Consider the following 23,367-nt stretch of genomic DNA (forward strand, 5'->3'; position numbering starts at 1 on the left):
TTAGTCGGCCTGGACGGCGTTGTGGACGTTGATGGCGTTGTCGCCGAGCTGGGGGCCGAAGGTGTAGCCGGGGTTGCTCGGGTTGACCCAGCTCTGGTTCGTGACGATGTAGCCCCAGCCGCGGGACAGCGGCATGTCGTAGATGGTGGGGCCGCCGCTCGCGCCGTGGCCCATGTCGCAGTGGAGCTTGCGCCAGAACTCCAAGGTGGAACTGCCCACGCAGAAGCGCAGGTCGGCGCCGTTGGAGTCGATGCCGGAGCGGGCGGGGAAGGTGTCGACCGGGTAGCCGAACGAGCGGGAGTCGGTGAAGGCCTGGGTGGAGCCGAACTTGTAGCCCTGCCAGCCGACCACGTCGCCGACGCGGCGGCCCGAGGAGGTGTTCAGGGCGACCGCGCCCATGTCATGGACCTTGTTCTTGCCGTGGTGGTAGCCCTCGGGGACGGCCCAGGACTTGGCGGCCCAGTGCCCGTAGGGCCACTGGCCGTCGTGGTAGTCGGGGGCGAACAGGATGTTCTTGTACCAGTGGCCGTTGCCGTCGCTCAGGCAGTGCGCGGCGGTCCACACGGTGTTGTGGTTGGCCGAGGAGATGACCGTCGCGGTGCACCAGTTCCGGGCACCGTCCTTGTCGAAGTAGAGCTTGCCGATGGTGCGGGCCGGGGCGGCGCCGTGGCCCGCCCAGGCCTTGGACTGCCAGAAGTAGGTGAGGCTGTCCGCACCGAAGGTGGCCGCCTGCGCGGGGGCGCTTCCGTCCGCGGACTCGGTCTGGGTGGACGGGGCGCTCGGCACGTCGCCCGAGGGGGCTTCGAGGGCGTCGAGCGGGGTGGCCGCGGCCATGTTCTCGGGCGTCCAGAAGGCGTTGGCCGCGGAGGACATGGCAGCGGTCGCCCGTCCTACGGTGGCCGAGCTCTGGTCGTCGGCATGCGCCGTGTCCACGGTCACGCCGAACGACAGCGCGACGGCCGAAGCCGTCGCAAGAAGCTGGAGTCTCACACGTGCTCCATTCGCGGGGAGGGGGCTCCCAGCAAAGTGGATCTTGGTGACTCCAGGGTGGCCGGAGGATGATCGTTTAGGCGCGGAGCAGGGTGATCGTCCTGCCGCTCGGGGACCGGGCCTCGGTGATGGTGGTGCGCTCGGGCAGCGGCGGGGCGTCCGGACGCCGGTCGAAGATGACCAGCGCACCGGTCTCCAAACCGAGCCTGTCCAGGTAACCGTCAAGCTGGGTGAGCCCGTCGGGAAGCGGATCGGGGCGGCCGGGATGGTGCACCTTCAACTCGACCGCCTCCCACTGCCAGGCGCGTTCGCCGTGAGGGCCGGCGTAGGGCTTGCGGACCAGAAGGTCGATGCGGCCGCGACCTGCGGCGTACTCGCGGTCGATGTAGCCGCCTCCGTTGACGATGCGGTGGAGAAAGCCCATGAAGACCAGTTGGCATGCGGCCTCGTGGTAGATCTCATGGCTCGTCAGGATCTCCCCGTTCAGCTTCCAGAACGCGGCGAACTCCTCCAGCAGACGGTCGAAGTCCAGGCGCCCGTCAGAGGTGAGAAAGCTCTTGGGCTCGGCATGGACGAGGCTCTCCGTGCGTTCCGCGAGCACCCGGAGGATGACCTCCTGGTAGATCGGATTGGACACCTGGAGCGGGTGGGTCCGCGTGACCAATCCCAGATCACGTATGTAGGCCAGATCGTCGTTGAACGCCGAGTCGACGGGGATCTGGTCGCCGACGATCACCGGTTCGATGATGCGCTGGATGCGTGGCTCGGCGAGGCGTGCCACCAGTGAGTCCAGATGGGTGGCGCGCGCGACGATCAGCCGCTCGATCGCCTCCTCCATGTGCTCATCGGTGATCGGCTCTGGCGGGAGAATCCGCATGTTGCGGATGACCTCACTGGCCAGCGCGTTGACGAGCCAGGGCTGTCCCTGGCTGGCCTCGAAGGCCCGTTGCAGCGCATGCTCGGTGAACTTCTGCCCGGTCTCGGTGGTGTGCTGGCCGTACAGGTCGGCCATCTGGTCGAAGGAGAAGTTCTCAAGGCGCAGCGAGGCCGCCTTGATGTTGAACGGACTCGAACTGGCCAAGCGAGTCGGGTCGCCGCCGGAGGCCGCCTTGTAGTCACGGACATCCCGCATCCCACAGAGCACCACCGAATGCGCGAACGGGGTAGGGGCGTTGTGGCCGGCGCGCAACTGCCGCAGCACGCTGGTCAGGTGGTCACCGACCAGAGAGTCGATCTCATCGAGGAGCAGGACCAGCGGCAAGGGAGACGCGGCGGCCCATGCGGTGAGTCCCCGGAAGAGGCGGTGTCCGGACGGTGCCGCTGGCCACGGATCCGGTGGGCGGCAGGCGTCAGGGAGCCCGGAGTATCCCGCTCCGTCTGATATCGCCGCGAGAATGAGCTCTTCCGGGGTCGCGTTCCCCTGTGCACGGGCGGAAGCGCCCTCGCAGGACAGATAGACCACCGCGTACCGGCCGGACGTCGTGAGCTCCTGGGCCAACGCCTGAAGCGTCGTGGTCTTCCCCGTCTGCCGGGGGGCGTGAACGACGAAGTACTGCCCGTGCTCGATCAGCTCATGTGCCTGCGGGAGACGGGGCTGGGGCGGCAGCATGTAGTGCCGTTCCGGCCGACAGGGGCCCGCCACGTTGAAAATCCTCACACTCACGCTCCGTACGGTATCGGCTACGCGATCGCCGCGAACGTGACTCGACGGACTGCCCATAACAGACCCGTCCGAGGCCCCGACCAAGGGTCAGGCGCGCAGGCCGGAGCGCCTTAGGAACCTCCTATGCCCCCTGCTGCAGTTTCGTCTTTGTTCTCCGTTCTTTTGCGGCCGTAGCTTGAGACAGGTCGAAAAAGCGATTGAAGGGGATGTTGGAATGAGCAGGAATGGGTCTGGAACACTGGAGCTCGCAGGGAAGCGGGCGCTCGTCACTGGTGGCTCTCGCGGAATCGGGGCGGCTGTCGTACGGCAGTTCCTGGACGCGGGTGCCGATGTGCTGACCACTGCCAGGGCGGCGGGGACGGTGCCGGAGGGGGCCTCGTTTGTGGAGGCTGACGTGCGGACGCGGGCTGGAGCACAGGCGATCGCGGTGGCTGCGGAGGAGAGGCTCGGCGGGGTGGACATCATCGTTCACAACGCGGGCGGAGCGCGACCGTATGAGAACTCTTCCGCCATTACCGATGAAGAATGGCAGAACGCGCTGGACTTGAACTTCCTGGCGTCGGTACGACTGGACTCGTTGCTGGCGGAGGGGATGCGGGAACGGCGTTCGGGGGTCATTGTGCATGTCTCGTCGGCGGCGGTCACCACTCCGGTGGGGCAGTTCCTGCACTACACGGCGGCGAAGGCGGCGCTGGAGAACTACAGCCGGGGGCTGGCCTCTGAGTTGGCCCCGTTCGGGGTCCGGGTCAACACCGTGACGCCCGGCCGGACCGCTACCCCTGGCGGTGCGGCGACGCGGGAGGAGTGGGCGCGGCTGAACGCGGCGCCGGGGCAGACCAATGCCGGCGACACTCCACCGCTGGGGCGGGACGGTGAGCCGGACGACATCGCCCACGCGGTGATGTTCCTGGTGTCCGACAAGGCGAGTTGGCTGACCGGGAGCAATCTCGTGGTGGACGGGGGCGAGTTTCCCAGGGGGTGACCGCGCGCCTTAGGAGACCTGAGAGAGGGGTTCGGACCAGGTCTGCTGGCGGAGGAGGTCGAGCAAGGCCTTCTCCGCCGGGCCCGCGCCCTGCCGGAGGACGGCGATGACGGGCTGGGACACGGCCGGGAAGATCGGGCGGGCGAGGTGCTCGTGGTCGGCAGGCACCGCGGACGCTGGGACGAGCGTTGCTCCGAGTCCGTGGGCGGCCCAGCGTACGGCGGTGGCGGTTTGGGACACGCGGGCTGCCGTGGCGGGGGTCAGGTCGTTGTCGCGCAGCACGTTCAGCAGTACGCCGTCGAGCGCGCTGTCGCGGTCGAACCTGACCCACGGCTCGCCCTTCAGCTCGTGGAGGGAGATCTGGTCCGCGGCGAGGCTCGGATGCCCGGCGCCCAGGACGACGGCGAACTCCTCGTCGCCGAGGTGGTGGGCGTCGGCGGGGGTTCGTTCGCAGGCGGCCATCAGGGCGAGGTCCAGTACGCCTCGGCGGCACAGCCGGTCCAGCTCGGCGGAGCTCGGCTCCTCGAAGACGGTGACCTCCAGCCTCGGGAAGCGGCGGCGGAGGGTGGCGAGTGCGCCCGGGAGCTGGCGCGTGCCGAAGCCCAGCTGTGCCGCGACGACCAGTTCGCCCACCAGCTCGTCGGCTGCGGCCCGCGCCGTCGCCCTCGCCCGCCGCGCCGCGTTCACCGCGACCTGCGCCTCCCGCAGGAACGCCAGGCCGACCGCGGTGGGCACCAGTCCGGTCGGCGTACGGTCGAACAGCTCCACGCCGAGCTCTCGTTCCAGGCCGCGGATCTGCTGCGACATGGATGGTTGGGCGACGTGCAGCCGTTCGGCCGCCGCCGTCACCGAGCCCTCCTCCGCCACGGCCAAGGCGTACTCGAACTGGCGAAGGCTCATCGGCTCCTGTTTCCTTCAGGCGGCAGGGCGGTCCACGTGGCCAACCTGGTTCGGCGGGCGGGGATTCCCATGGGCCGAGGGCGGCTTTCTTAAGCGGACGTTAGATCTGGGGGCTCGCGCTTGTCGGTGGTTCCTTACGTCGGTGAAGCTTCGGTGACTTGCGGTGACGCAGGTCACTCCCCCCGTTTCACCGAGCTTGAGGAGGCGCCCGCATGACGGCCTCAACGTCCCGAAGTCCCTGGAAGGCGCTGGTCGGCGGCTCGATCGGCAATCTGGTCGAGTGGTACGACTGGTTCATCTACTCCAGCTTCGCCGTGTACTTCGCCTCGGCGTTCTTCCCCAAGGGGAACGACACCGCGCAGCTGCTCAACACGATGGGGATCTTCGCCGTCGGGTTCTTCATGCGGCCGGTCGGCGGCTGGCTGCTCGGGCGGCTGGGCGACCGGAAGGGCCGCAAGGCGGCGCTGACGACCACGGTCACACTGATGTCGGTGAGCGCGCTGCTGATCGCGGTCGCGCCGACGTACGACCAGGTCGGCTATTTCGGCGCGCTGGTGCTGCTGGTGGCGCGGCTGCTGCAGGGGCTGTCGGTCGGCGGTGAGTACGCGGCGAGCGCGACCTACCTGACCGAGGCGTCGGCTCCGGGGAAGCGCGGGTTCTCGTCGAGTTTCCAGTACGTGTCGATGACGATGGGGCAGCTGTGCGGGCTCGGGCTGCAGATCATCCTGCAGCACACGATGTCGTCGGACACGCTGCACTCGTGGGGCTGGCGCATCCCGTTCGTGGTCGGCGCCGTGGGGGCGGCGGTGATCTTCTACCTGCGGCGGAACCTGCTGGAGACCGAGGCGTACGAGGAGGAGGCCGGCGTCGAGCGGGGCACGCTGCGCGGGCTGCTCGCGCACAAGCGGGAGTTCGCGCTGGTCATCGCCCTGACGATGGGCGGCACGGTCGCGTACTACACCTACACGACCTACCTGACGAAGTACCTGTCGAACACGGCCGGGATGAGCAAGAACGACGCGGCGCTGGTGAGCTTCTGCGCGTTGACGATCTTCATGCTGCTGCAGCCGCTGGCGGGCGCGCTGTCGGACCGGATCGGGCGGCGGCCGCTTCTGATCACGTTCGGGATCGGGTCGATGCTCGGCACCGTGCCGATCATGACGGCGCTGGGGAACGTGTCGGGCTTCGTCCCGGCGCTGCTGCTGATGACCGGCGGACTGGTGATCGTGACCGGCTACACCTCGATCAACGCGGTGGTGAAGGCCGAACTGTTCCCGACGCACGTGCGGGCGCTGGGCGTGGCCCTGCCGTACGCGATCGCCAACGCGCTGTTCGGCGGCACGGCCGAGTACGTGGCGCTGTGGTTCAAGAAGGGCGGCATCGAGTCCGGCTTCTACTGGTACGTCTCGGCGTGCGCGGCGGTGTCGCTGGTGGTCTACCTGACCATGCGCGAGACCCGGCACACGGCTCTGACCGGGGCGGAGAAGGATGCCGCCCCGGCCGGGACGGGCGAGGCGGGCGAGCGGCTCACCGCTCGCGCATGACGGGCTGGGACCTACTCTTGACGCGGAGTGGGTCCCAGTGAGGCAGGTCTGCATGCGGGTGCTTCTGGTCGAGGACGACGATCGGCTCGCCGACGCCCTCACCACGGCCCTCACCGAGCGCGGCCACCGGGTGGACCGGGTCACGCGCGCCGACGAGGGGCTGCGGCTGAAGGACGGCGCCGACTTCGTGCTGCTCGACCTGCTGCTGCCCGACATGCACGGGCTGGAGATGCTCCGCCGGCTGCGGCGGGTGTCGGCGGTCCCGGTGATCGTGCTGACCGCGCTGACCGAGGACCGGACGGTGCTGCAGGGGCTGCGCGCCGGGGCCGACGACTACCTCACCAAGCCGTTCAAGATCATGGAGCTGCTCGCCCGGATGGACGCCGTCGCCCGCCGCGTCCCCCGTGGCGGCGGGAACGGCGGTTCGTCCCCGGCCACCAGCGTGGTGGCCGGGGACGTCACCATCGACCTGCCGGCCCGCGAGGTCTGCGTGGCCGGCAGGTCGATCGCGCTGACGCGGCGGGAGTTCGACGTGCTGGCGCTGCTGGCGCGCGAGCCCGGCGTGGTCCGCAGCCGCGAGGAGATCCTGGACGCGGTGTGGGGCGACGCGTTCCTGGCGGCCTCGCGGTCGCTGGACGTGCACATCCGCGGGATCCGCGCCAAGACCGGCCGCCCGGACCTGATCCGCACGCTGCGCGGCGCCGGCTACCGCTTGGGCGTGGACTGATGAACGCCCGGCTGATGACGGGTGCGGGCTGATGCGGCGGCGGATGCTGATCACGTACCTGACGCTGATCGGCGGGCTGGTGCTGGCGCTGGCCATTCCGCTCGGGCTGGCGTACGCGCAGAAGCGCACGAGCGAGCTGCTGCTGGACCGGCGCGCGGACGCGACCCGGTTGGCCGAGCTGACCGACCAGGCCGTACGGGAGGGCGACGACTCGCTGCTGGCCGCGGAGGTGCAGCGCTACTCGACGCTGTACGGGGCGGCGGTGGAGGTGCGGAACGGCGCCAAGACCGTGATGATCCCGCCCGACGAGCCGATCACGAACGAGGGTCCGGCCCTGCGCCGAGCCTTGGCGGGCCGGACGACCGAGAAGCTGCCGCTGATCACCCCGTTCGGTCCCCGGCACGCCGTGGTGGCCGAGCCCGCGGGCCGGGACGCGCAGGTCGTCGGAACGGTCCTGATCTCCGCGCCGACCGACGATGCCCGCCGCGACATCGCGCTCATCTGGCTGGCGCTGGCGTTCGGGGCTCTGGCCGTCTTCACCCTCGCGATCGTGGTGGCGCGGCGGCTCACGCGGTGGGCGCTGCGCCCGGTGGCGGAGCTGGACGCGGCCACCGAGGCGATCGCCGCCGGGCGGATGACCGCGCGGGCCGCCGTCACCGGGCCCGGGCCGTCGGAGCTGCGGCGGCTGGAGGAACGCTTCAACGCGATGGCCGACGCGGTCGCGGCCGCCCTGGACAAGCAGCGGGCCTTCGTGGCTGATGCTTCACACGAGCTGCGCACGCCGCTGGCCGTTCTGTCGTTGCGGCTGGAGAACCTGCACCCGCATCTCACCGATTCGGGTGCAGGTGAACACGAGCGCGCCATGGAGGAGATGGACCGCCTGGGCGCGCTGCTGGAGGACCTGCTGGCCCTGGCCCGCGTGGAGGCGGGGACCTCGGTCGCCGAGCCGGTCGATCTGGTCGAGGAGCTCAAGCCCCGCCTGTCGGCGTGGGAGGAGGTCGCCGGGGCGGCGGGCATCGAGCTGCGGTCGGAGCTGCCGGGCGCGCTCATCGCGACCTGCCCGCCCGACACCGCGGGCCGCATCGCCGACATCGCGATCGACAACGCCATCAAGTTCACGTCGTCGTCCGGCGGGGTGGTGCGGGTCGAGCTGAGCGAGGACGCCGACGAGGCCGTTCTGCGGGTGGCGGACGACGGGCCCGGGCTGGAGGCGGACGAGCTGGAGGCGGCGCGCAACCGGTTCTGGCGTTCGGCGCGGCACGGGAACGTCGAGGGCAGCGGGTTGGGGCTGGCGATCGCCGACGAGCTCGCGCGAACGGGCGGCGGAACGCTGGCGTTGGCAGCCGCCGAGCCGCACGGCCTGGTCGTCGAGCTGCGGCTACCTCTCGTTCAGCCCTGAAGCCACACCTCAGCCGTAGACGGAGCGGTAGTAGCGGACCGCGCCCGGGTGCAGCGGCACGGTCCCGGTGCCGATCGCGTAGCGCTCGTCCAGGTAGCTGCCCGGGCTCTCGGGACCGGGAAGCCGATCCCGGTACTGGAACATCGCGCGGGTCACCTCGTACGCCACGTCATTGGGCAGGGCGGCCCGCGCCATCAGGTAGCTCGGCACGCCGACCGTCGGCACCTCGGCGAGCTGCCGGTAGGTGGACGCGGGCACCGAAACGCCCACGTACGTCGGGCCGTTCGCCTTCCGCAGCGGCCGGGCCAGGCCGTCCAGCGGGATCAGCCTGATCGGCTCGCGCCCGGCGAGGGCCGCGATGGCCGCCGTGGGCACGCCCCCGGACCAGAAGAACGCGTCGATCTCCTTCGCCTCGAGCGCCGCGACCGACTCGTCGAGCCCCAGCTTCACGGGCCGCACGGGCCGGGCGAGACCTGCCACGGCCAGAACGCGTTCGCCGATGACGGCCGTCCCGGAGCCCGCGGCGCCCAGCGAAACGCGCCGGCCCGCCAGGTCGGCGACCTTCCGGATCGGCGACCCGCCGAGGACGACCAGGTGGGTGTAGTTGAGGTAGACGCGGGCGAGCGCGGTGACCGGCAGACGCCCGCCACTGAACGGCCCGAGCCCGACCACCGCGTCGGCGGCGCTGTCGCCCAGCGACATGGCGAGGTCGGCGCCGCCGCTGCCGAGCATGTGCAGGTTCTCCACGCTCGCAGAGGTCAGCACGACCCGTACCGACAGCTTGTCGTCGCGCCGGTGCACCGCCTCGGCCAGCCGCTGCCCGAAGATCGCGTACGGGCCGCCCGCCGGTCCGCTGGCCAGCGTGAGGCGGCGGCGCGGCGAGCCGCCGGAGCAGCCCGCCGCCGCCAGCCCCAACACCGGGACGGCGGCGGCGAGCAGCCCTCGGCGGCTCAGATGCGTAGCCACGGCCATGCGCCCACAGTAGGCGCCTACTTGCGGTGATAGGTCAGGCCGTAGCCGAACGGGAACAGCGGCTTCTGGCCGTCACCGCGGTTGATCGGCTGCTGGTCGACGCTGTTCATCCAGGTGTCCGGCAGCTTCCCGGTGGGCCGGTGCAGGCCGAAGAGCACGTCGGCCACTCCCCTGCCCTCGGTGCCGGGCAGCCAGGCCTCCATCAGGGCGTTCCACTTGGGCAGCTCGGCCGAGATGTCCAGCGGACGACCCGAGACCAGGACCACGATCACCGGCACGCCGGAGGCGCGCAGCTTCTCGATGGTCGCCAGGTCGGTCGGGTCCAGGCTCATCCCGTCCGGCCGGTCGCCCATGAACTCGGCGTACGGAAGCTCTCCCACAACGGCGACCGCCGCCTTGTAGGAGTGATCGATCCCGGTGCCGTCCTTGCTGTAGGTCACCGTGGTGCGCTTGCCGGCGTTCTGCTCGATGCCTTGCAGGATCGTGGTCCCCGGCGTGACGTTGCCGGTCTGCCCCTGCCAGGTGATCGTCCATCCGCCGGTCTGCGTGCCGATGTCGTCCGCGCTCTTGCCCGCGACGAAGATCTTGTTGTCGTCCCTGCGCAGCGGCAGCACGTTCTTGTCGTTCTTGAGCAGCACCTGCGACTCCGCGACGGCCTGCCGCGCCAGCGCCCGGTGCTGCGCGCTGCCGACGGTCTTCAGGTACGACCGGTCGGCCAGCGGCCGCTCGAACAGCCCCAGCTCGAACTTCTTGGTCAGGATCCGCCGGTTGGCGTCGTCGATGCGGGCCATGGAAACGTGCCCGTTCTGCACCTCGCCGCGCAGCGTGTCGATGAACTTCTTCCAGTCCCACGGGACCATGACCATGTCGATCCCGGCGTTGATCGCCGTCGTCACCTCGGCCGGCGTGAACCCCGCCTGCCCGTCGATCTGGTCGATCCCGTTGTAGTCCGACACCACGAACCCGCTGAAGCCGAGCTCCTTCTTCAGCACGTCCGTGATCAGGTACTGCTGCCCGTGCATCTTCACGCCGTTCCACGAGCTGTAGGAGATCATCACCGATCCCACGCCCCGCTGGACGGCCGCACGGAACGGCGGCAGGTGGACGGCCCGCAGCTCGGCCTCCGACACCTGCGTGTTCCCCTGGTCGACGCCCCCGGTCGTCCCGCCGTCACCCACATAGTGCTTGGCCGTGGCCAGCACGGACGCGGGCCCGCCCAGCTTCCGCCCCTGGAAGCCCGTCACGATCGACGTCATCATCGACGGCAGCTCAGGCACCTCGCCGAACGACTCGTACGTACGCCCCCACCGATCGTTGCGCGCCACGCACAGACACGGCGCGAAGCTCCAGTCGGGCCCGGTTCCCGTGACCTCCTCGGCCGTGGCCCGGCCGATCTTCTCCACCAGCCTCGGGTCCCGCGTCGCCCCCAGCCCGATGTTGTGCGGGAATATCGTCGCGCCGACCACGTTGTTGTGCCCGTGAACGGCGTCGACCCCGTAGATCAGCGGAATCTTCAGGGGCGTGGCCAGCGCCTGCTTCTGGAAGCCGTCGGTCATGTCCGCCCAGGCCTCGGGCGTGTTGGGCGTCGGCGTCGACCCGCCGCCCGACAGCAGCGACCCGATCCGGTAGCGGGTGATGTCGTCGCCGGTGACCGCCTGCCGTTCCGGCTGGGTCATCTGGCCGAGCTTCTCGTCCAGGCTCATCTGCTTCAGAAGCGCCTCGACGCGGTCCTTCACCGGCTTGCGCGAGTCGAGATAGACCCCCGCGTTCACCTGCGTCGCCGCACTCGCGGGAGCCGCCAACGCGACCGCCAGAGCGGACGCGACTCCCAGGGCAAGGGTTCGGGGTGGGCTACGGTGCATGATCGCCTCCACATGAGGGGTGGGTGGGTGGCGTATGTTCCCGTCAACAACAAACCTCACCGCCGAACGTAAGTCGATCTGCACGCCCTGACAACCCCTCGGCGCGAGCGACTCGGTGCTCCCGGCAGGACCGACCCGGTGTCTCCGGCAGGACTTGAACCTGCGGCCTCCGGGTTCGCAACCCGGCGCGCTTTCCACTGCGCCACGGAGACGCGGAGGGTGTGAGAATCGAACTCACGCGGGTGACCCCGACGACGCCTTAGCAGGACGCTGCCTTACCGCTCGGCCAACCCTCCGAAAACAAGAAACCGCCCGTACGGACTCCGGGTCCGCGGGCGGTGGGCACGCACGTAGGTCAGCTACGTCGGCTGCTCCCGAGACCGGAGAGGGCGCTGCTACTACGTCGCATCGTGCGTCTCCTCTCCTGGTGCTCAGTGGCTTCGACGTTGACTCTGCCAGAACGGTTCCGGCCCGCGCAAAGGGTTTTCGCGCGAGCCGGTGCGGGCCGGTGGACGTCAGAGGTCGGTGCCTCGGGAGACCTTCTCCCAGGCGGTCAGTTCGTCGCGGGCCTGGTCGAGGCTGCCGGTGATGGCGTCGGCGGCGTCGTTGCCCAGGACGAGGCGGAGCGGGGTGTTATCGGCCTCCAGGGCGTCGATGATGGCGGCGGCGGCCTTGGCGGGGTCGCCGGGCTGCTTGCCGTCGAAGTCGGCCTGCTGGGCGCGGGACGGGCCGACGATGTCGTCGTAGGCGGGGTTGGCGGCGGTCATGCGCATGCCGCCGCCGTGCAGGCCGGTGCGGAACGCGCCGGGCTCCACGATCAGGGTCTTGATGCCGAACGGGGCGACCTCCTGGGCCAGGGCCTCGGAGAATCCCTCCAGGGCGAACTTGGTCGCCGAGTAGGCGCCCACGCCGGGGAACGACATCCGGCCGCCCATGCTCGTGATCTGCACGATGGCGCCCGATTCCTGGCGGCGCATGTACGGCAGGACGGCCCGGGTGAGTGCGGCGGGGCCGAAGAAGTGCACCTCCATCAGGTCGCGCAGCTCGCGGTCGGAGGTCTCCTCGATCGCCCCGATCAGGGCCATGCCCGCGCTGTTGACCAGCACGTCGATCCGTCCGTACCACAGCGCCACCTCGGCGACGACGGCGCTGATCCGCGCCGGGTCGGTGACGTCCAGCTCGACCGCGCGCAGGCGGTCGGGGTGGGCCTCCACCAGGTCGTCGAGGGCGGCGGGGCGGCGTCCGGCGGCCACCACGGTGTCGCCCGCCGCGAGGACCGCCTCGGTGATCGCCCGTCCGAAGCCCGATGTCGCGCCCGTGATCAACCAGACCTTGCTCATCTCTTCCTCCACATCAGCGGTGACACGCTCAGTTATGGCAGCCGGGGCGTACGGGCGTCCAAGACAGAAGATCGCTCGCTTCATAAAGAGGACTTATGATGCCTGCGTGGAGCTCCGTCAGCTGCGGTATCTGGTCGCGATCGCCGACGAGGGCAACCTCGGCCGGGCCGCCGAGACGCTCTTCGTGAGCCAGCCCGCGCTGTCGTACGCGCTGCGCAACCTGGAGGCGGAGTTGGGCGTACGGATCTTCGACCGGCACGCGGGCGGGGTCCGGCCGACGGCCGCGGGGCGGGACGTCATCGCGGAGGCCCGGCGCACGCTGCTGCAGGCCGACCGGATCGTCGCTGCCGCCGACCGGCACCGGCGGGGCGAGACCGGCGTGCTGCGCGTGGGGTTCGAGGCCAGCGGGGCCGGGGAGCTCACCACCCGCGCCCGGTCGGAGTTCGCTCGTCGCAATCCGGGCGTGCGCGTCGAGCCCAAGCGCTACGACTGGGGCGGCGAGGTCGGGGCGCTGCGGGACGGTCTGGTGGACGTCGCGTTCGTCTGGCTGCCGACGGACCTGAGCGGCCTGCACTGGGAGATCGTGCACACCGAGCAGCGGCTGGTCGGGCTGCCGGCGGGCCATCCGCTGGCCTCGCGCGAGGCGGTCTCGGTGATGGAGGTCAACGACGAGCCGCTGATGTGGACCGAACGGGCGCCGCGCGAGTGGGTCGACTGGTGGGCGATCAACCCGCGTCCCGACGGCTCCGAGCCGCGCTGGGGCCCGACCAACGACAACGTCGAGGAGATGCTCGAACAGGTCGCCGACGGCGCCGCCATTTGCTTCGTGCCGTCCAGCATGGCGCTCTACTACAACCGCCCCGACCTGGTGTGGGTCCCGCTGACCGGCGCCGAGCCGCTCCGGGTCGCACTTGCCTGGGTCGAGGGCGCCGACGGCCCGCTCGTCCGGACGTTCGCCCGCATCGTCCGCGAGCTGTCCGCGAACGGCCAGGACCGTCCCCGCGGCTAGGCGGGCCAGTGTCCGCAAACGGGTAAAGCGGCTGTCCGCAGTTGCTAGGAGAGTGCCTTTCGGATGTCCTCGTCGTCGGGAGCCAGCTCCTGCGCACGCAGGAGGTCGTCGCGCGCCTCGTTCTCCCGCCCGAGCGAACGGAGCACGACGGCGCGGTTGAACAGCAGCGGCGCGTCCTCGCTCAGCACGACGGCCTCGGTGAGGTCGGCGACCGCGCCGGCGGCGTCGCCGGTGTCGAACGCGAGCATGCCGCGGCTGGCCCACGCCTCCGCCAGCGCCGGGTCCCGTTCGAGCGCGCGGTCGAACGCGTCGCGCGCCTGGGTGTGCCGGCCGGCCGCCGCCTCGACCTGCCCGAGGACGCACAGCAGGTAGGGGTCGTCGGGCGTGAGGCGCAGGCCGGCCTCGCAGTCCGCGCGGGCCTCGGCGTGGCGCTCGAGCGCCACCAGCAGCCCGGCCCGGTTGGGATAGGCCTCGGTGAAGCCCGGGTCGAGTTCGAGCGCGCGGTCCAGGTCGGCGAGCGCGCCGCCGGTGTCGCCGAGGTCGTAGCGCACCTGCGAGCGGTTGAAGTACGGCTCGGAGAACGGCGGGCCCGCGCTCATCGCGGCCTCGTAGTCGGCGATGGCCTCGTCGAACATGCCGAGGCGGTGCCGGAGGTTGCCGCGGTCGATGTAGTAGTCGGGATAGGCGGGATCGGCGGTGATCACGTCGTCCCAGTCGAGCAGGGCCTCCTTGGTCCGCCCCAGCCGGTCGTACACCTGGGCGCGGTTGGCGAGCAGCACCATCCGGTGCACCCGCTGGGCGCCTGGAGACAGGTCGCGGTCGGCGAGGTCGATGGCCTCCTGAACGAGCCGGAGCGCCTCGTCCAGGTCGCCCAGGCGGCTCACGACCAGGGCCTTGCCGTTCAGGTCGAAGCCGAGCTTGACCGCGCGTTCGGCCGGGTCGGGCAGTAGCCCGCACAGCGCGATGGCGTTGTTGATCCACCCGTACGCCGCGTCCAGATCGCGCGCCGCCGGATCGTGGTGGCGCGTGGTCAGCATCGCCAGCGAGTAACAGATCGTGGAGTGCCAGACCGCCGAGGTCGTGCCGCGCCGCGCCCGGTGCAGCAGCCGTTCGGCGTCCTGCTCGCGTTCGAGCGCGCCGAGCGCCATCGCGGCCCGGTGGATCAGCTCCCACCAGACCCGCGACCCCGGATCGGCGAACGCCAGGCCGCGCTCGCCGAGCTCGGCCGCCGCGTCGTGACAGCCGTGGTCGAGGCACCAGTAGACGGCGAACAGGTGGTCCTCTGCCGCCTTACGCCGGTCGGTGCCCCGCGCGCGGTGGTACGGGACGGCGCCGAGCCGCACCGCCGTGGATCCCTCTGCGGTCAGCGCGTCCGCACGCGCGTCATGCTCCTCAGGTGTCAGATCCTCCAGCGGCCCCCCGCCAGGATCATCGTCCAGTTCGACGTTCAGCGCGCTCACCCGCCGCTCCAACACCGCCAGCAGCTCGCGGTCGGCCTGATCGGCCTGCTCGATCCCGGTCAGGTGAACGGTCAGCACACCATCGGACTCCAGCCGCGCCCTGACGAACTCGGCGACGCCGTTGGCCAGCCGCAGCGTGTGCTGGGGAGCCGGAACGAGAATGCGCTCGGACCGGTCCACGCGGGCGGTCAGCGGGCTGCGCCGTTCGGGCACGTCGAGATCTGGAGCCATGGCGCGCAGTTCGATGTCGTACGCGGCCGTCAGCTCGGCGGGCGCCCCGGGGAGCAAGGTGGCGACCAGGGCGCCGCCGAACGTGTAAGGGCCGCGAATCCGCCGGTCAGCGGTGGCCCTCAGGACTCTCGTCAACCCTCATGCTTGGCGCTGGCGGGCCCGCGGAGCCCCACGGTCCCTTTCCTGTGCACGACGATCTTTTTCATCGGTCCCCTCCTGATGGTGAATGATCAACCGATGCCCACCTTCCACGGTGAATACGACCGATCACAATGCGCAGGGGGCAAGCTGACCGGATCCGGACAATACGTCAGGAGACTTGTCGGACACACGTCATTGGCGTAGTGGACAGTTCATGTACCCAATGCGTTGTGGAGGGCCCGAAGTGCGTGATAAACGCGCACCTTGACCTCCCCGACGGGGAGCCCGAGCGACACCGCGGCCTCGTTCACCGACCGGTCACGGAAGACGGTCTCGGTGAGGATCTCGCGATGCGCCGGCTGGAGTGAGCGGAACGCCCGTGCCACGGAGGCCGGACGAGGGGTCGCGGGGGCGTACGGATTGCGGGGTGCCACGCCTCGAACCTCGCAGGCGCGGGGCGTCCGTGGCAGGCCCTTAGGCCAGCCTTAAGGTGAGGCTCAGGAGCGCTTATCCACGGGAGGTGAGCGCGCGTCCACGGGAGGTGTGCGGGCTTGCGCGAGGCCCTTGATGTCGCAGTCGTCCAGCCTGTGTGCGTCTCGTTCGACGTCGAGACGAACGCGCGGACGCACGCGTCGTTCGTGCGAGCGGCGGAGACGCGGCTGGTCGTGTTTCCGGAGCTGTCGCTCACGGGGTACGAGCTCGACGCACCGGCCATCGGCGTCGACGACGCGCGGCTGGCCCCGATCGTTCAGGCGTGCAGGGAGACGGGCGCGATCGCCCTCGTCGGCGCGCCCGTGCAGGGTGAACGCGGAGCCGCGCATATCGGCATGCTGGCCATCGGTGGCGATCGCGATGGCGACGTCGCTCGCGATGGGCATGGCCATGCCGATGGCGTGCGGCTCGCGTACAGCAAGATGTGGCTCGGCGGCCTGGAGCCGCAGCGGTTCGTGCCCGGCGCGAAGCCGGAGGTCCTCGAGGTCGACGGCTGGCGGCTGGGCCTGGCGATCTGCAAGGACACCGGGATGCCGCAGCACGCCTCCGACACCACGGCCCTGGGCGTCGACGGCAATGTGGCGAGCGTCTGCGAGACCGAGGCGGACGCGCAGGTGCCCGACGAGAGAGCCCGGCGCGTGGCCGGTGACCACGGCGTGTGGGTCGCGATGGCGAGCTTCGCGGGAACGACAGGCGGCGAATACGCGCCCGCAGCGGGCCGCTCCGGGTTCTGGGCGGCGGACGGCAGGGTGATCGAACGGGCCGGACCCGAGACCGGCGCGATCGTCCGCGCGAGATTCGCTTGAAAAAACTTCGGGACGCCTGTCGAATCGATCCCTTCCCGATCGAGGCGTAGGCAAGAAAGCGAAGATCCACGAAGGGAAACCCGATGCGTTACCTCACTCTGCTCCAGGACAACCGCCCCGACTCCCCTCCCCCGCCGGAGCTGATGGAGGCGATCATGAAGCTCGGCGAGGAGGCCACCAAGGCGGGCGCGCTGCTGGACCAGGGCGGCCTGGCGCCGAGCGCGATGGGCGCCAGCGTGCAGGTCTCCGGCGGGAAGCTGACCGTCACCGACGGGCCGTTCGCCGAGTCCAAGGAAATGATCAGCTACGCCGTGTACCAGGTGCGGTCGAAGGAGGAGGCGGTCGAGTGGTCCTCGCGCTTCCTCCAGCTGCACAAGGACCTGTGGCCCGGCTGGGAGGGTGAGGTGCAGGTGCTGCAGATCTTCACCCCGGAGGACTTCCAGCAGGGATAGCGCGGTCGGAAGGTGGTTGAATCGGTGGCCGTGGCGGCCACCGATTCTTCCTTTCCGGCCCTCGAAGCGGTCTGGCGGATCGAGTCCGCGCGGATCATCGCCGGGCTCACCCGGATGGTCGGCGACGTCGGGCTGGCCGAGGAGCTCGCCCAGGACGCGCTGGTCATCGCGCTGGAGCAGTGGCCGGCCGAGGGCGTCCCGCCGAACCCCGGCGGCTGGCTGATGTCGACGGCCAAGCACCGCGCGATCGACCTGGTCCGGCGGCGTGCCACCTACGAGCGCAAGCTCCAGGAGGTGGGCCGGGAGACGGCCGGCCACGAGGAGCCGGACTGGGACGCCGACCTCGACGACCACATCGGCGACGACGTGCTCCGGCTCATCTTCATGACCTGCCATCCCGTGCTGTCGCCGGAGGCGCGGGCGGCGCTCACGCTGCGGCTGCTCGGCGGGCTCACGACCGACGAGATCGCCCGCGCGTTCCTGACCGCCGAGCCCACCGTCGGCCAGCGGATCTTCCGCGCCAAGCGGACGCTGGCCAAGCAGGACGTGCGGTTCGAGATGCCCGCCCCGGCCGAGCTGCCCGCCCGGCTGACGTCGGTGCTGGGGGTGCTCTACCTCGTCTTCAACGAGGGGTACTCGGCGACGGCGGGCGAGGAGTGGATGCGGCCGTCGCTGTGCGAGGAGGCGATGCGGCTCGGCCGGATCCTGGCCGGGCTGCTGCCCGAGGAGCCGGAGGTCCACGGGCTGATCGCGTTGATGGAGTTGCAGGCGTCGCGGATCCCGGCGCGGACCGGGGCCGACGGAAAGCCCGTTCTGCTGCTGGAGCAGAACCGCGCGCTGTGGGACCGGCTCCTCATCAGGCGTGGGCTCGAGGCGCTCGCGGTCACGCGGCGGCTCGGCAAGCCGGTCGGCCCGTACACACTGCAGGCGGCGATCGCCTCCTGCCATGCTCTCTCGTGGACCGCGGAGGAGACCGACTGGGCGCAGATCGCCTCGCTGTACGGCGTACTGACGCAGCTGGCGCCGAACCCCGTCGTCGAGCTGAACCGCGGCATCGCCGTCGGCATGGCGCACGGTCCCGCGGCGGGGCTGGAGATCCTGGACGGGCTGGAGATCGACGACTACCCGCAACTGCCCGCCGCGCGCGGCGATCTGCTGGAACGGCTCGGGCGCGGCGAGGAGGCGCGGGCGGCGTTCGAACGCGCGGCGAAGATCACGCGCAACGAGCGCGAGCGGGACGTCTTCCTCCGCCGGGCACGATCTGTGAGCGGACCCGTCAGCGGAGGTGCAGGCGACCCGGAATCTGGTCCTCGATGATGTCGACCAGCCAGTCGAAGACCGTCGCGCCGCGTCCGGCCCGCGCGTCCGCCAGTTCGGCGCGCACGGTCTCGTCGTTGGACGGGTGGCAGCGGGTCAGCCTGATCTCCAGCTGGCGAACGGTCTCCGGGTAGCCGAGGTTGCGGCGCGACAGCTCGTGGTCGCGCCACTCGATCCGCCAGTCGCCGTCGTCCGGGGTGCCGTAGTCGCCGCGCAGGCAGTCGTTGAACGCGTCGAGGTTGCCGCCGAAATAGCCGCCCGGCCCGTTCACCGCCTCGCCGACCACCCGCCAGAAGTCCTCCAGCGTCCCGACCCGCGCACCCTCGACAACGTAGGTAACCGTCACGAACCGGAGGATACGGCGTCGCTCAGCTCTGCTTCGAGGCCCCGGCGCGCCAGGATTCCAGGCCGTCGAGGATGCGGGCGACGCCGAACCGGAACGCCTCCTCGGGATAGCACTCGGGATCGAGGTCGCGGTGGGACTGGAACCACTTGGTGTAGTGCGGGAACTCGTCGCCGAAGCGTTCGACGTAGGGCTCCATGGTGTCGGCCACCTCGCGGGCGCTCCCGCCGGTGCGTTCGATGAGGGAGCTGGAGGCGACCTGGAGCGTGGCCCCGCCGAACACGTGCGACATCAGCAGCGAGCTCGCGTGCGCCACGCCCATGCCCTCGAACCCCGCCGAGGTCAGCATGTGCACGAGCCGGTCGCTCATCCGCATGGCCTTCGGGCCGATGGCGGGCCGGACGCCGAGCAGGCCCAGCATCCACGGGTGACGCACGATCACCTCCCGGTAGCTCCGCATGAACGCGGCCGCCGACGCGCGCCAGTCACCACCCTCGCCCTGGTCGGCATGGTCGGCGTGGTCGGGCACGTCGTCGATCTCGATCTCTCCCATGACCTCGTCGAGGCACAGCTCCAGCAACTCGTCCTTGTGCGCCACGTAGAAGTAGAGCGAGGTCGCCCCCGCCCCGATCGTGGCGCCGAGGCGGCGCATGCTGAGCCCGTCGAGCCCGTCCGCGTCGAGCAGCTCGATGGCCGCGCTCACGATCTCCTCGCGGCTGAGCTGCGGCCGTCCGCGCCGTGACTTGCTCGGACGCATCCAGACCGAGTCGGCGACGGGATCGGACTTACGCGGCATCGGGCGTCCTCCGCACGGGGTCGGGGCGCCGGCCCTCGATCGGACCGGGTCGCTGGCTCCAGCTTAATGGCTTTCGCACACTGTTCTAAGCTTGGTACGGTGTGCGAAAATTCGTGCACTGTTCTAAGGGAGCGCCATTGTCCGCCCCGTCCCCCGCCCCCGGCTCCCCGGCGACCGACGCCGACGCGCGCGATCCGCGCCGCTGGTGGATCCTCGGCGTGCTCTGCCTGAGCCTGCTCGTCGTGGTGATCGACAACACCGTCCTGAACGTCGCCATCCCCAAGCTGATCACCGACCTGCACGCCAGCAGCTCCGACATCCAGTGGATCCTGGACGCCTACATGCTGGTGTTCGCGGGGCTGCTGCTCACCGCGGGCTCCCTGTCGGACCGCTTCGGGCGCCGCAAGGGCCTGATCATCGGCCTGATCATGTTCGGCGGCGCGTCGGTGCCCGCCGTGCTCGCCGACTCCCCCGGCCAGCTCATCGCCGCGCGGGCGCTGATGGGCGTCGGCGGCGCGTTCCTCATGCCGGGAACGCTGTCCATCCTCACCACGGTCTTCGACGACAAGGAACGCAAGAAGGCCATCGCGATCTGGAGCTCGGTGCTGATGCTGGGCGCGCTCGGCGGCCCGGTCTTCGGCGGCTTCCTGCTCCAGCACTTCTGGTGGGGATCGGTGTTCCTCATCAACGTGCCGATCGCCGCCCTCGGCGTGCTCGCCGCGCTCCTGATCATCCCCGAGTCGCGCGGCCCGGCGACCCGCCCCGACCTGGTCGGCGCGGTCCTGTCGACGGCCGGGATGACGGCGATGGTCTGGGCGGTCATCTCGGTCGCGCGGGACGGCTGGGAGTCGCGTTCGGTCCTGCTCGGCTTCGCGGTCGCGGTCGTGGCGCTGGTGGCGTTCGCGGTCTGGGAACGGCGCTGCCCCGAGCCGATGCTGCCGATGAAGCTGTTCCGCGACCGCAACTTCAGCGGCGCGAGCCTGTCCATCGTGCTGCTGTCGTTCTCCGCGGGCGGGCTGATGCTCGCGCTCACGCAGTACCTGCAGTTCGTGCTGGGCTACAGCCCGATGAAGACGGGCCTGGCGTTCATGCCGCTCATCGTCACCGCGATGGCGTTCAACGGGATCGGCGTCGCGGTCGACAAGAAGCTCGGCGCCCGCCTCACGCTCGCGATCGGCCTCGGGCTGCTGGCGGCCGGGTTCGGCATCCTGGCCACCCTCTCCCCCGGCGACGGCTACCCGTGGCTGGTCTTCGCGCTCGTCATCATGGGCGCCGGCAGCGGTACTGCCGGGCCCGCCGCGTACGGCACGCTCCTCGGCGCGCTGCCGCCCGAACGGGCCGGGGTCGGCTCGGCGGTCAACGACACCGTCCAGCAGGTCGGCCAGGCGCTCAGCGTCGCGATCATGGGCAGCGTCCTCACCGCCGCGTACTCCAGCTCGATGCCGGACTCGGTCACCGGCCCGGCGCACCACTCGATCGGCGAGGCGCTGGCGATCGCCGCGGCCAAGCACGACCTGGCGCTCGCACAGACGGCGAAGGACGCGTTCGTGGACGCGCTGTCGGTCACCTCGATCGTGGGCCTGTTCGGCGGCATCGCGGCCGTGATCGTCGCCCTCTCGATCCTGCGTCCGAAGCCCGCCGCTGCCGATGCGGAGGGCGTCGCGGTCGTCCCGCCCGGCGAGGACGACCCCACTGCCGGCGAGGCTACGGCGGCCACGCCGTCAGGCTCGGCCGGGGCCTGACGCACAAGCCAGGGCCTCACGCACAAGCCGGGCTTGACGCAGGAGCCGGGGCTTCACGCACCAGAGGGTCAACTCCGATCAGGGGTTGACCCTTGTGGCGGGCCGTGCGATAACGACGTTATCGGCGAAAAACGTTGTTACTGAGCGAGCGGGACGGTGGCCATGACACTGAGCGCGTTCGAGCAGGCCCGGCTGCATGGCGAGCAGGCGATCCGCACCACGCTGCTGGACGCCGCGAGCCACCTGCTGGCCACGGAGGGCGTCCAGGCACTGGCGCTGCGGCGGATCGCCGCCGAGGTCGGCTGCTCGACCACCGTGCTCTACCGGCTGTTCGGCAACAAGGCCGGCCTGCTGGAGGCGCTCTACGCCGAGGGCTTCGAACGCTTCCAGCGACGGCTCGCCGCGGTCCCCAAGGACCCCGATCCCCTGGTCCACCTGGTCGGCCTGAGCCGCGCCTACCGGGAGAACGCGCTGGCCGAGCGCAACTACTACAAGCTGATGTTCGGCGATCCGATCCCCGGCTTCCAACCCGGCGAAGAGGCGATCCTCCAGGCCGCGCCGACGTTCACGATCCTGCAAGAGGCGGTCGCCGACTGCGCCGCCGCGGACCTCCTGATCGACGCCGAGCCACGGCACATCGCGGCCGCGCTGTGGGCCGCCATGCACGGCTTCGTCTCGCTGGAGCTGGCGGGCCACCTCCCCGAGCCCGAAGCGGTCCTGGACACCATGCACCGCACGATCGCCGGCCAATTCCTGCGCTGAGGAGCACGGACATGTCGATCCCCTGGACCACCGTCGACCAGCCCGATGCGGGACCGAAGGCCGTCGTGCTGGTGACCTGGTTCGAGCTCGCCAGCCGCCTCCGGGTCCCCTCGTTCATGCGGTACGGGCCGCCCCTGTGGTGGCAGGCGCGGCACTCGCCGGGACTGCTCGGCGTGGCCTTCCGCTCCGAGCCGTTCAAGGGCACGTTCTGGACCCTGTCGGCCTGGACCGACCGCAAGTCGCTGGCGTCCTACACGCGCACCGACCCGCACGGTGCGGCGATGGAAAAGATCCGGCCGTGGATGCAGGACTTCGTCCGCTCCTCGTGGGAGGTGCCCGTGGCGGACCTGCCCGCCCGCCTCCGCGACGTCCGCCCGCTGTGGGCCGAGGCCGAACGACGCGTTGCCGACGAACTTGTCCTACATCGGGCAGAACGCAGCATCCGGGGCCGTACCCCTTGCTAGTCCGCCGATGCAGGCGGACACTCGAAGAGCTGGAGAGGGCCAGGGTTTCCTCATGCAGGCCCTTCAAGCCGGTCCGCCGCGCCATGCCCCCGTTGGCGCGGCGGACCTCTTAATTTCCCCGGTCACCTTCCTTGACGAAGGCCAACTGGACCACATCGCTCACAGGGCGGTAGCCGAGCTGCTGGTAAATGCTGTTGCTCGTGGGGTTGGCCAGGTCGGTGAACAGCACGACGTTGCCCGCCCCCGCGTCCAGTGCGGCCTGGCTGATGAGGGCCGTCGCGGCGGACGCGTAGCCGTGGCGGCGATGTTCGCGAGGCGTGAAGACCGGCCCGACCCGGGCCATGTCCGCCACCACCCGGGTACGACCGGCGAACGAGACCAGGGCCCCGGCGTTCTCCCAGAGGCCGTAACCCTGGTAGCCGATACGGTCGCCGACCAATTGCGGGTTGGCGCCCACCTGTTCACCGGTGTCGTCCTCGAACGCCTTGCTCATGGTCACCAGCGTGTCGATGTCGTCGGAGGAAGCGAAGCGACCCGAGCCGGGTGGGAGGGGTTCGGGCAGGGTCAGCTTGTCGAGGCGATAGAGGCGCTGGCGCATGCGGACGGTCGCGGTCTCGCCCGTACGGTGCCGCCATTCCTCGGCGAACGTCGCCGCGAGGGCGTTGGTGCCGTTGACCCCGATCACCTCGCGTTCCGTCTCCGCGATGACGCCCGTGAGGTCTCGCGCGGCCGGTTCGGGCATGGCGCTCAACAGCAGCGGATAGCCGCGGGTGTGCAGGAAGGTGCCTTCGATGTCACCCGATGGCGAGGTCCACCAGCCGAGGAGCACGGCACCCGGGCCATAGACCTCCCGGCCCGTCGCCCTGAGCATCTCGACCACGGTGAGCGGCACGGTGTTGTGGACGGAGTCCGCGCGCAGAAAGCCGCCGGCTCGTGCCACGAAGGTCTCTAGGTCGTCCGTCACGTTCCAGCC

General features: G+C 70.5%; 22 protein-coding genes and 2 tRNA genes. 11 read left to right on the forward strand and 13 right to left on the reverse strand.

Annotation, left to right across the window (positions count from 1 at the left end; all coding sequences use genetic code 11):
• Together J4573_RS17435 and J4573_RS17440 are read right to left on the reverse strand one after the other, a co-directional pair.
• A complete protein-coding gene (locus J4573_RS17435; RefSeq protein ID WP_208256551.1) occupies positions 1 to 990 on the reverse strand; it encodes a trypsin-like serine peptidase in 990 nt (329 codons plus the stop codon).
• A gap of 76 nt (positions 991 to 1,066) precedes the next feature.
• Positions 1,067 to 2,653: an ATP-binding protein gene (locus J4573_RS17440; protein WP_208256553.1), complete on the reverse strand. Its 1,587-nt coding sequence runs from the start codon at positions 2,651 to 2,653 to the stop codon at positions 1,067 to 1,069.
• Positions 2,654 to 2,867: 214 nt separating this feature from the next.
• Here J4573_RS17440 and J4573_RS17445 point away from each other — a divergent pair, with 214 nt between their 5' ends.
• Positions 2,868 to 3,635 (forward strand): oxidoreductase, encoded by a 768-nt coding sequence (locus tag J4573_RS17445; RefSeq protein WP_208256555.1) that lies wholly within the window; start codon positions 2,868 to 2,870, stop codon positions 3,633 to 3,635.
• Between the two features lie 9 nt (positions 3,636 to 3,644).
• Here J4573_RS17445 and J4573_RS17450 read toward each other — a convergent pair whose 3' ends face one another.
• Positions 3,645 to 4,535 (reverse strand): LysR family transcriptional regulator, encoded by an 891-nt coding sequence (locus tag J4573_RS17450; protein ID WP_208256557.1) that lies wholly within the window; start codon positions 4,533 to 4,535, stop codon positions 3,645 to 3,647.
• Between the two features lie 212 nt (positions 4,536 to 4,747).
• Here J4573_RS17450 and J4573_RS17455 point away from each other — a divergent pair, with 212 nt between their 5' ends.
• From J4573_RS17455 to J4573_RS17465, 3 genes are read left to right on the forward strand one after another with little or no spacing between them, the layout of a single operon-like run.
• Entirely contained in the window at positions 4,748 to 6,079 is a 1,332-nt protein-coding gene (locus J4573_RS17455; protein WP_208256558.1) for an MFS transporter, read from the forward strand.
• A gap of 52 nt (positions 6,080 to 6,131) precedes the next feature.
• Entirely contained in the window at positions 6,132 to 6,806 is a 675-nt protein-coding gene (locus J4573_RS17460; RefSeq protein WP_208256560.1) for a response regulator transcription factor, read from the forward strand.
• Between the two features lie 43 nt (positions 6,807 to 6,849).
• Entirely contained in the window at positions 6,850 to 8,205 is a 1,356-nt protein-coding gene (locus J4573_RS17465) for a sensor histidine kinase (RefSeq protein WP_243773114.1), read from the forward strand.
• A gap of 9 nt (positions 8,206 to 8,214) precedes the next feature.
• On the opposite strand, the gene J4573_RS17470 is transcribed toward J4573_RS17465, so the two are convergent.
• The 5 genes from J4573_RS17470 to J4573_RS17490 form a co-directional block, all read right to left on the reverse strand.
• Positions 8,215 to 9,177, reverse strand: coding sequence for a TAXI family TRAP transporter solute-binding subunit (locus tag J4573_RS17470; protein WP_243773115.1), 963 nt, complete (start codon positions 9,175 to 9,177; stop codon positions 8,215 to 8,217).
• Positions 9,178 to 9,194: 17 nt separating this feature from the next.
• Positions 9,195 to 11,039 (reverse strand): glycoside hydrolase family 3 protein, encoded by a 1,845-nt coding sequence (locus J4573_RS17475; RefSeq protein WP_208256563.1) that lies wholly within the window; start codon positions 11,037 to 11,039, stop codon positions 9,195 to 9,197.
• A gap of 139 nt (positions 11,040 to 11,178) precedes the next feature.
• A tRNA-Arg gene (locus J4573_RS17480) sits at positions 11,179 to 11,251 on the reverse strand.
• 1 nt (position 11,252) lies between these two features.
• Positions 11,253 to 11,335, reverse strand: a tRNA-Ser gene (locus tag J4573_RS17485).
• 219 nt (positions 11,336 to 11,554) lie between these two features.
• Entirely contained in the window at positions 11,555 to 12,379 is an 825-nt protein-coding gene (locus J4573_RS17490) for an oxidoreductase (protein ID WP_243773116.1), read from the reverse strand.
• A 106-nt stretch (positions 12,380 to 12,485) separates the two neighbouring features.
• On the opposite strand from J4573_RS17490, the gene J4573_RS17495 reads away from it, so the two are divergent.
• On the forward strand, positions 12,486 to 13,388 hold the full coding sequence (locus tag J4573_RS17495) for a LysR family transcriptional regulator (protein ID WP_208256564.1): 903 nt from the start codon (positions 12,486 to 12,488) through the stop codon (positions 13,386 to 13,388).
• 44 nt (positions 13,389 to 13,432) lie between these two features.
• Here J4573_RS17495 and J4573_RS17500 read toward each other — a convergent pair whose 3' ends face one another.
• Complete coding sequence (locus tag J4573_RS17500; protein WP_208256565.1) at positions 13,433 to 15,214, reverse strand: tetratricopeptide repeat protein; 1,782 nt, start codon at positions 15,212 to 15,214, stop codon at positions 13,433 to 13,435.
• Between the two features lie 218 nt (positions 15,215 to 15,432).
• A complete protein-coding gene (locus tag J4573_RS17505; RefSeq protein ID WP_307796671.1) occupies positions 15,433 to 15,654 on the reverse strand; it encodes a sigma factor-like helix-turn-helix DNA-binding protein in 222 nt (73 codons plus the stop codon).
• 117 nt (positions 15,655 to 15,771) lie between these two features.
• On the opposite strand from J4573_RS17505, the gene J4573_RS17510 reads away from it, so the two are divergent.
• From J4573_RS17510 to J4573_RS17520, 3 genes are all read left to right on the forward strand, one after another.
• On the forward strand, positions 15,772 to 16,518 hold the full coding sequence (locus J4573_RS17510) for a carbon-nitrogen hydrolase family protein (RefSeq protein ID WP_208256566.1): 747 nt from the start codon (positions 15,772 to 15,774) through the stop codon (positions 16,516 to 16,518).
• Positions 16,519 to 16,601: 83 nt separating this feature from the next.
• Entirely contained in the window at positions 16,602 to 16,970 is a 369-nt protein-coding gene (locus J4573_RS17515) for a YciI family protein (protein WP_208256567.1), read from the forward strand.
• Between the two features lie 30 nt (positions 16,971 to 17,000).
• Positions 17,001 to 18,287, forward strand: coding sequence for an RNA polymerase sigma factor (locus tag J4573_RS17520; RefSeq protein ID WP_307796677.1), 1,287 nt, complete (start codon positions 17,001 to 17,003; stop codon positions 18,285 to 18,287).
• On the opposite strand, the gene J4573_RS17525 is transcribed toward J4573_RS17520, so the two are convergent.
• Both J4573_RS17525 and J4573_RS17530 read right to left on the reverse strand, forming a co-directional pair.
• Complete coding sequence (locus J4573_RS17525) at positions 18,247 to 18,633, reverse strand: barstar family protein (protein ID WP_208256569.1); 387 nt, start codon at positions 18,631 to 18,633, stop codon at positions 18,247 to 18,249. The genes J4573_RS17520 and J4573_RS17525 overlap by 41 nt on opposite strands.
• 22 nt (positions 18,634 to 18,655) lie before the next feature.
• Positions 18,656 to 19,426: a TetR/AcrR family transcriptional regulator gene (locus tag J4573_RS17530; RefSeq protein ID WP_208256571.1), complete on the reverse strand. Its 771-nt coding sequence runs from the start codon at positions 19,424 to 19,426 to the stop codon at positions 18,656 to 18,658.
• Positions 19,427 to 19,563: 137 nt separating this feature from the next.
• On the opposite strand from J4573_RS17530, the gene J4573_RS17535 reads away from it, so the two are divergent.
• From J4573_RS17535 to J4573_RS17545, 3 genes are all read left to right on the forward strand, one after another.
• Positions 19,564 to 21,168 (forward strand): MFS transporter, encoded by a 1,605-nt coding sequence (locus tag J4573_RS17535; protein WP_208256572.1) that lies wholly within the window; start codon positions 19,564 to 19,566, stop codon positions 21,166 to 21,168.
• Positions 21,169 to 21,330: 162 nt separating this feature from the next.
• A complete protein-coding gene (locus J4573_RS17540) occupies positions 21,331 to 21,930 on the forward strand; it encodes a TetR/AcrR family transcriptional regulator (RefSeq protein ID WP_243773193.1) in 600 nt (199 codons plus the stop codon).
• An 11-nt stretch (positions 21,931 to 21,941) separates the two neighbouring features.
• Complete coding sequence (locus J4573_RS17545; protein WP_208256575.1) at positions 21,942 to 22,394, forward strand: hypothetical protein; 453 nt, start codon at positions 21,942 to 21,944, stop codon at positions 22,392 to 22,394.
• 109 nt (positions 22,395 to 22,503) lie between these two features.
• Here J4573_RS17545 and J4573_RS56110 read toward each other — a convergent pair whose 3' ends face one another.
• On the reverse strand, positions 22,504 to 23,358 hold the full coding sequence (locus tag J4573_RS56110; protein ID WP_208256577.1) for a GNAT family N-acetyltransferase: 855 nt from the start codon (positions 23,356 to 23,358) through the stop codon (positions 22,504 to 22,506).
• Positions 23,359 to 23,367: the final 9 nt, after the last annotated feature.

The sequence above is a fragment of the Actinomadura barringtoniae genome (assembly GCF_017573505.1).
GTDB lineage: Bacteria > Actinomycetota > Actinomycetes > Streptosporangiales > Streptosporangiaceae > Spirillospora > Spirillospora barringtoniae.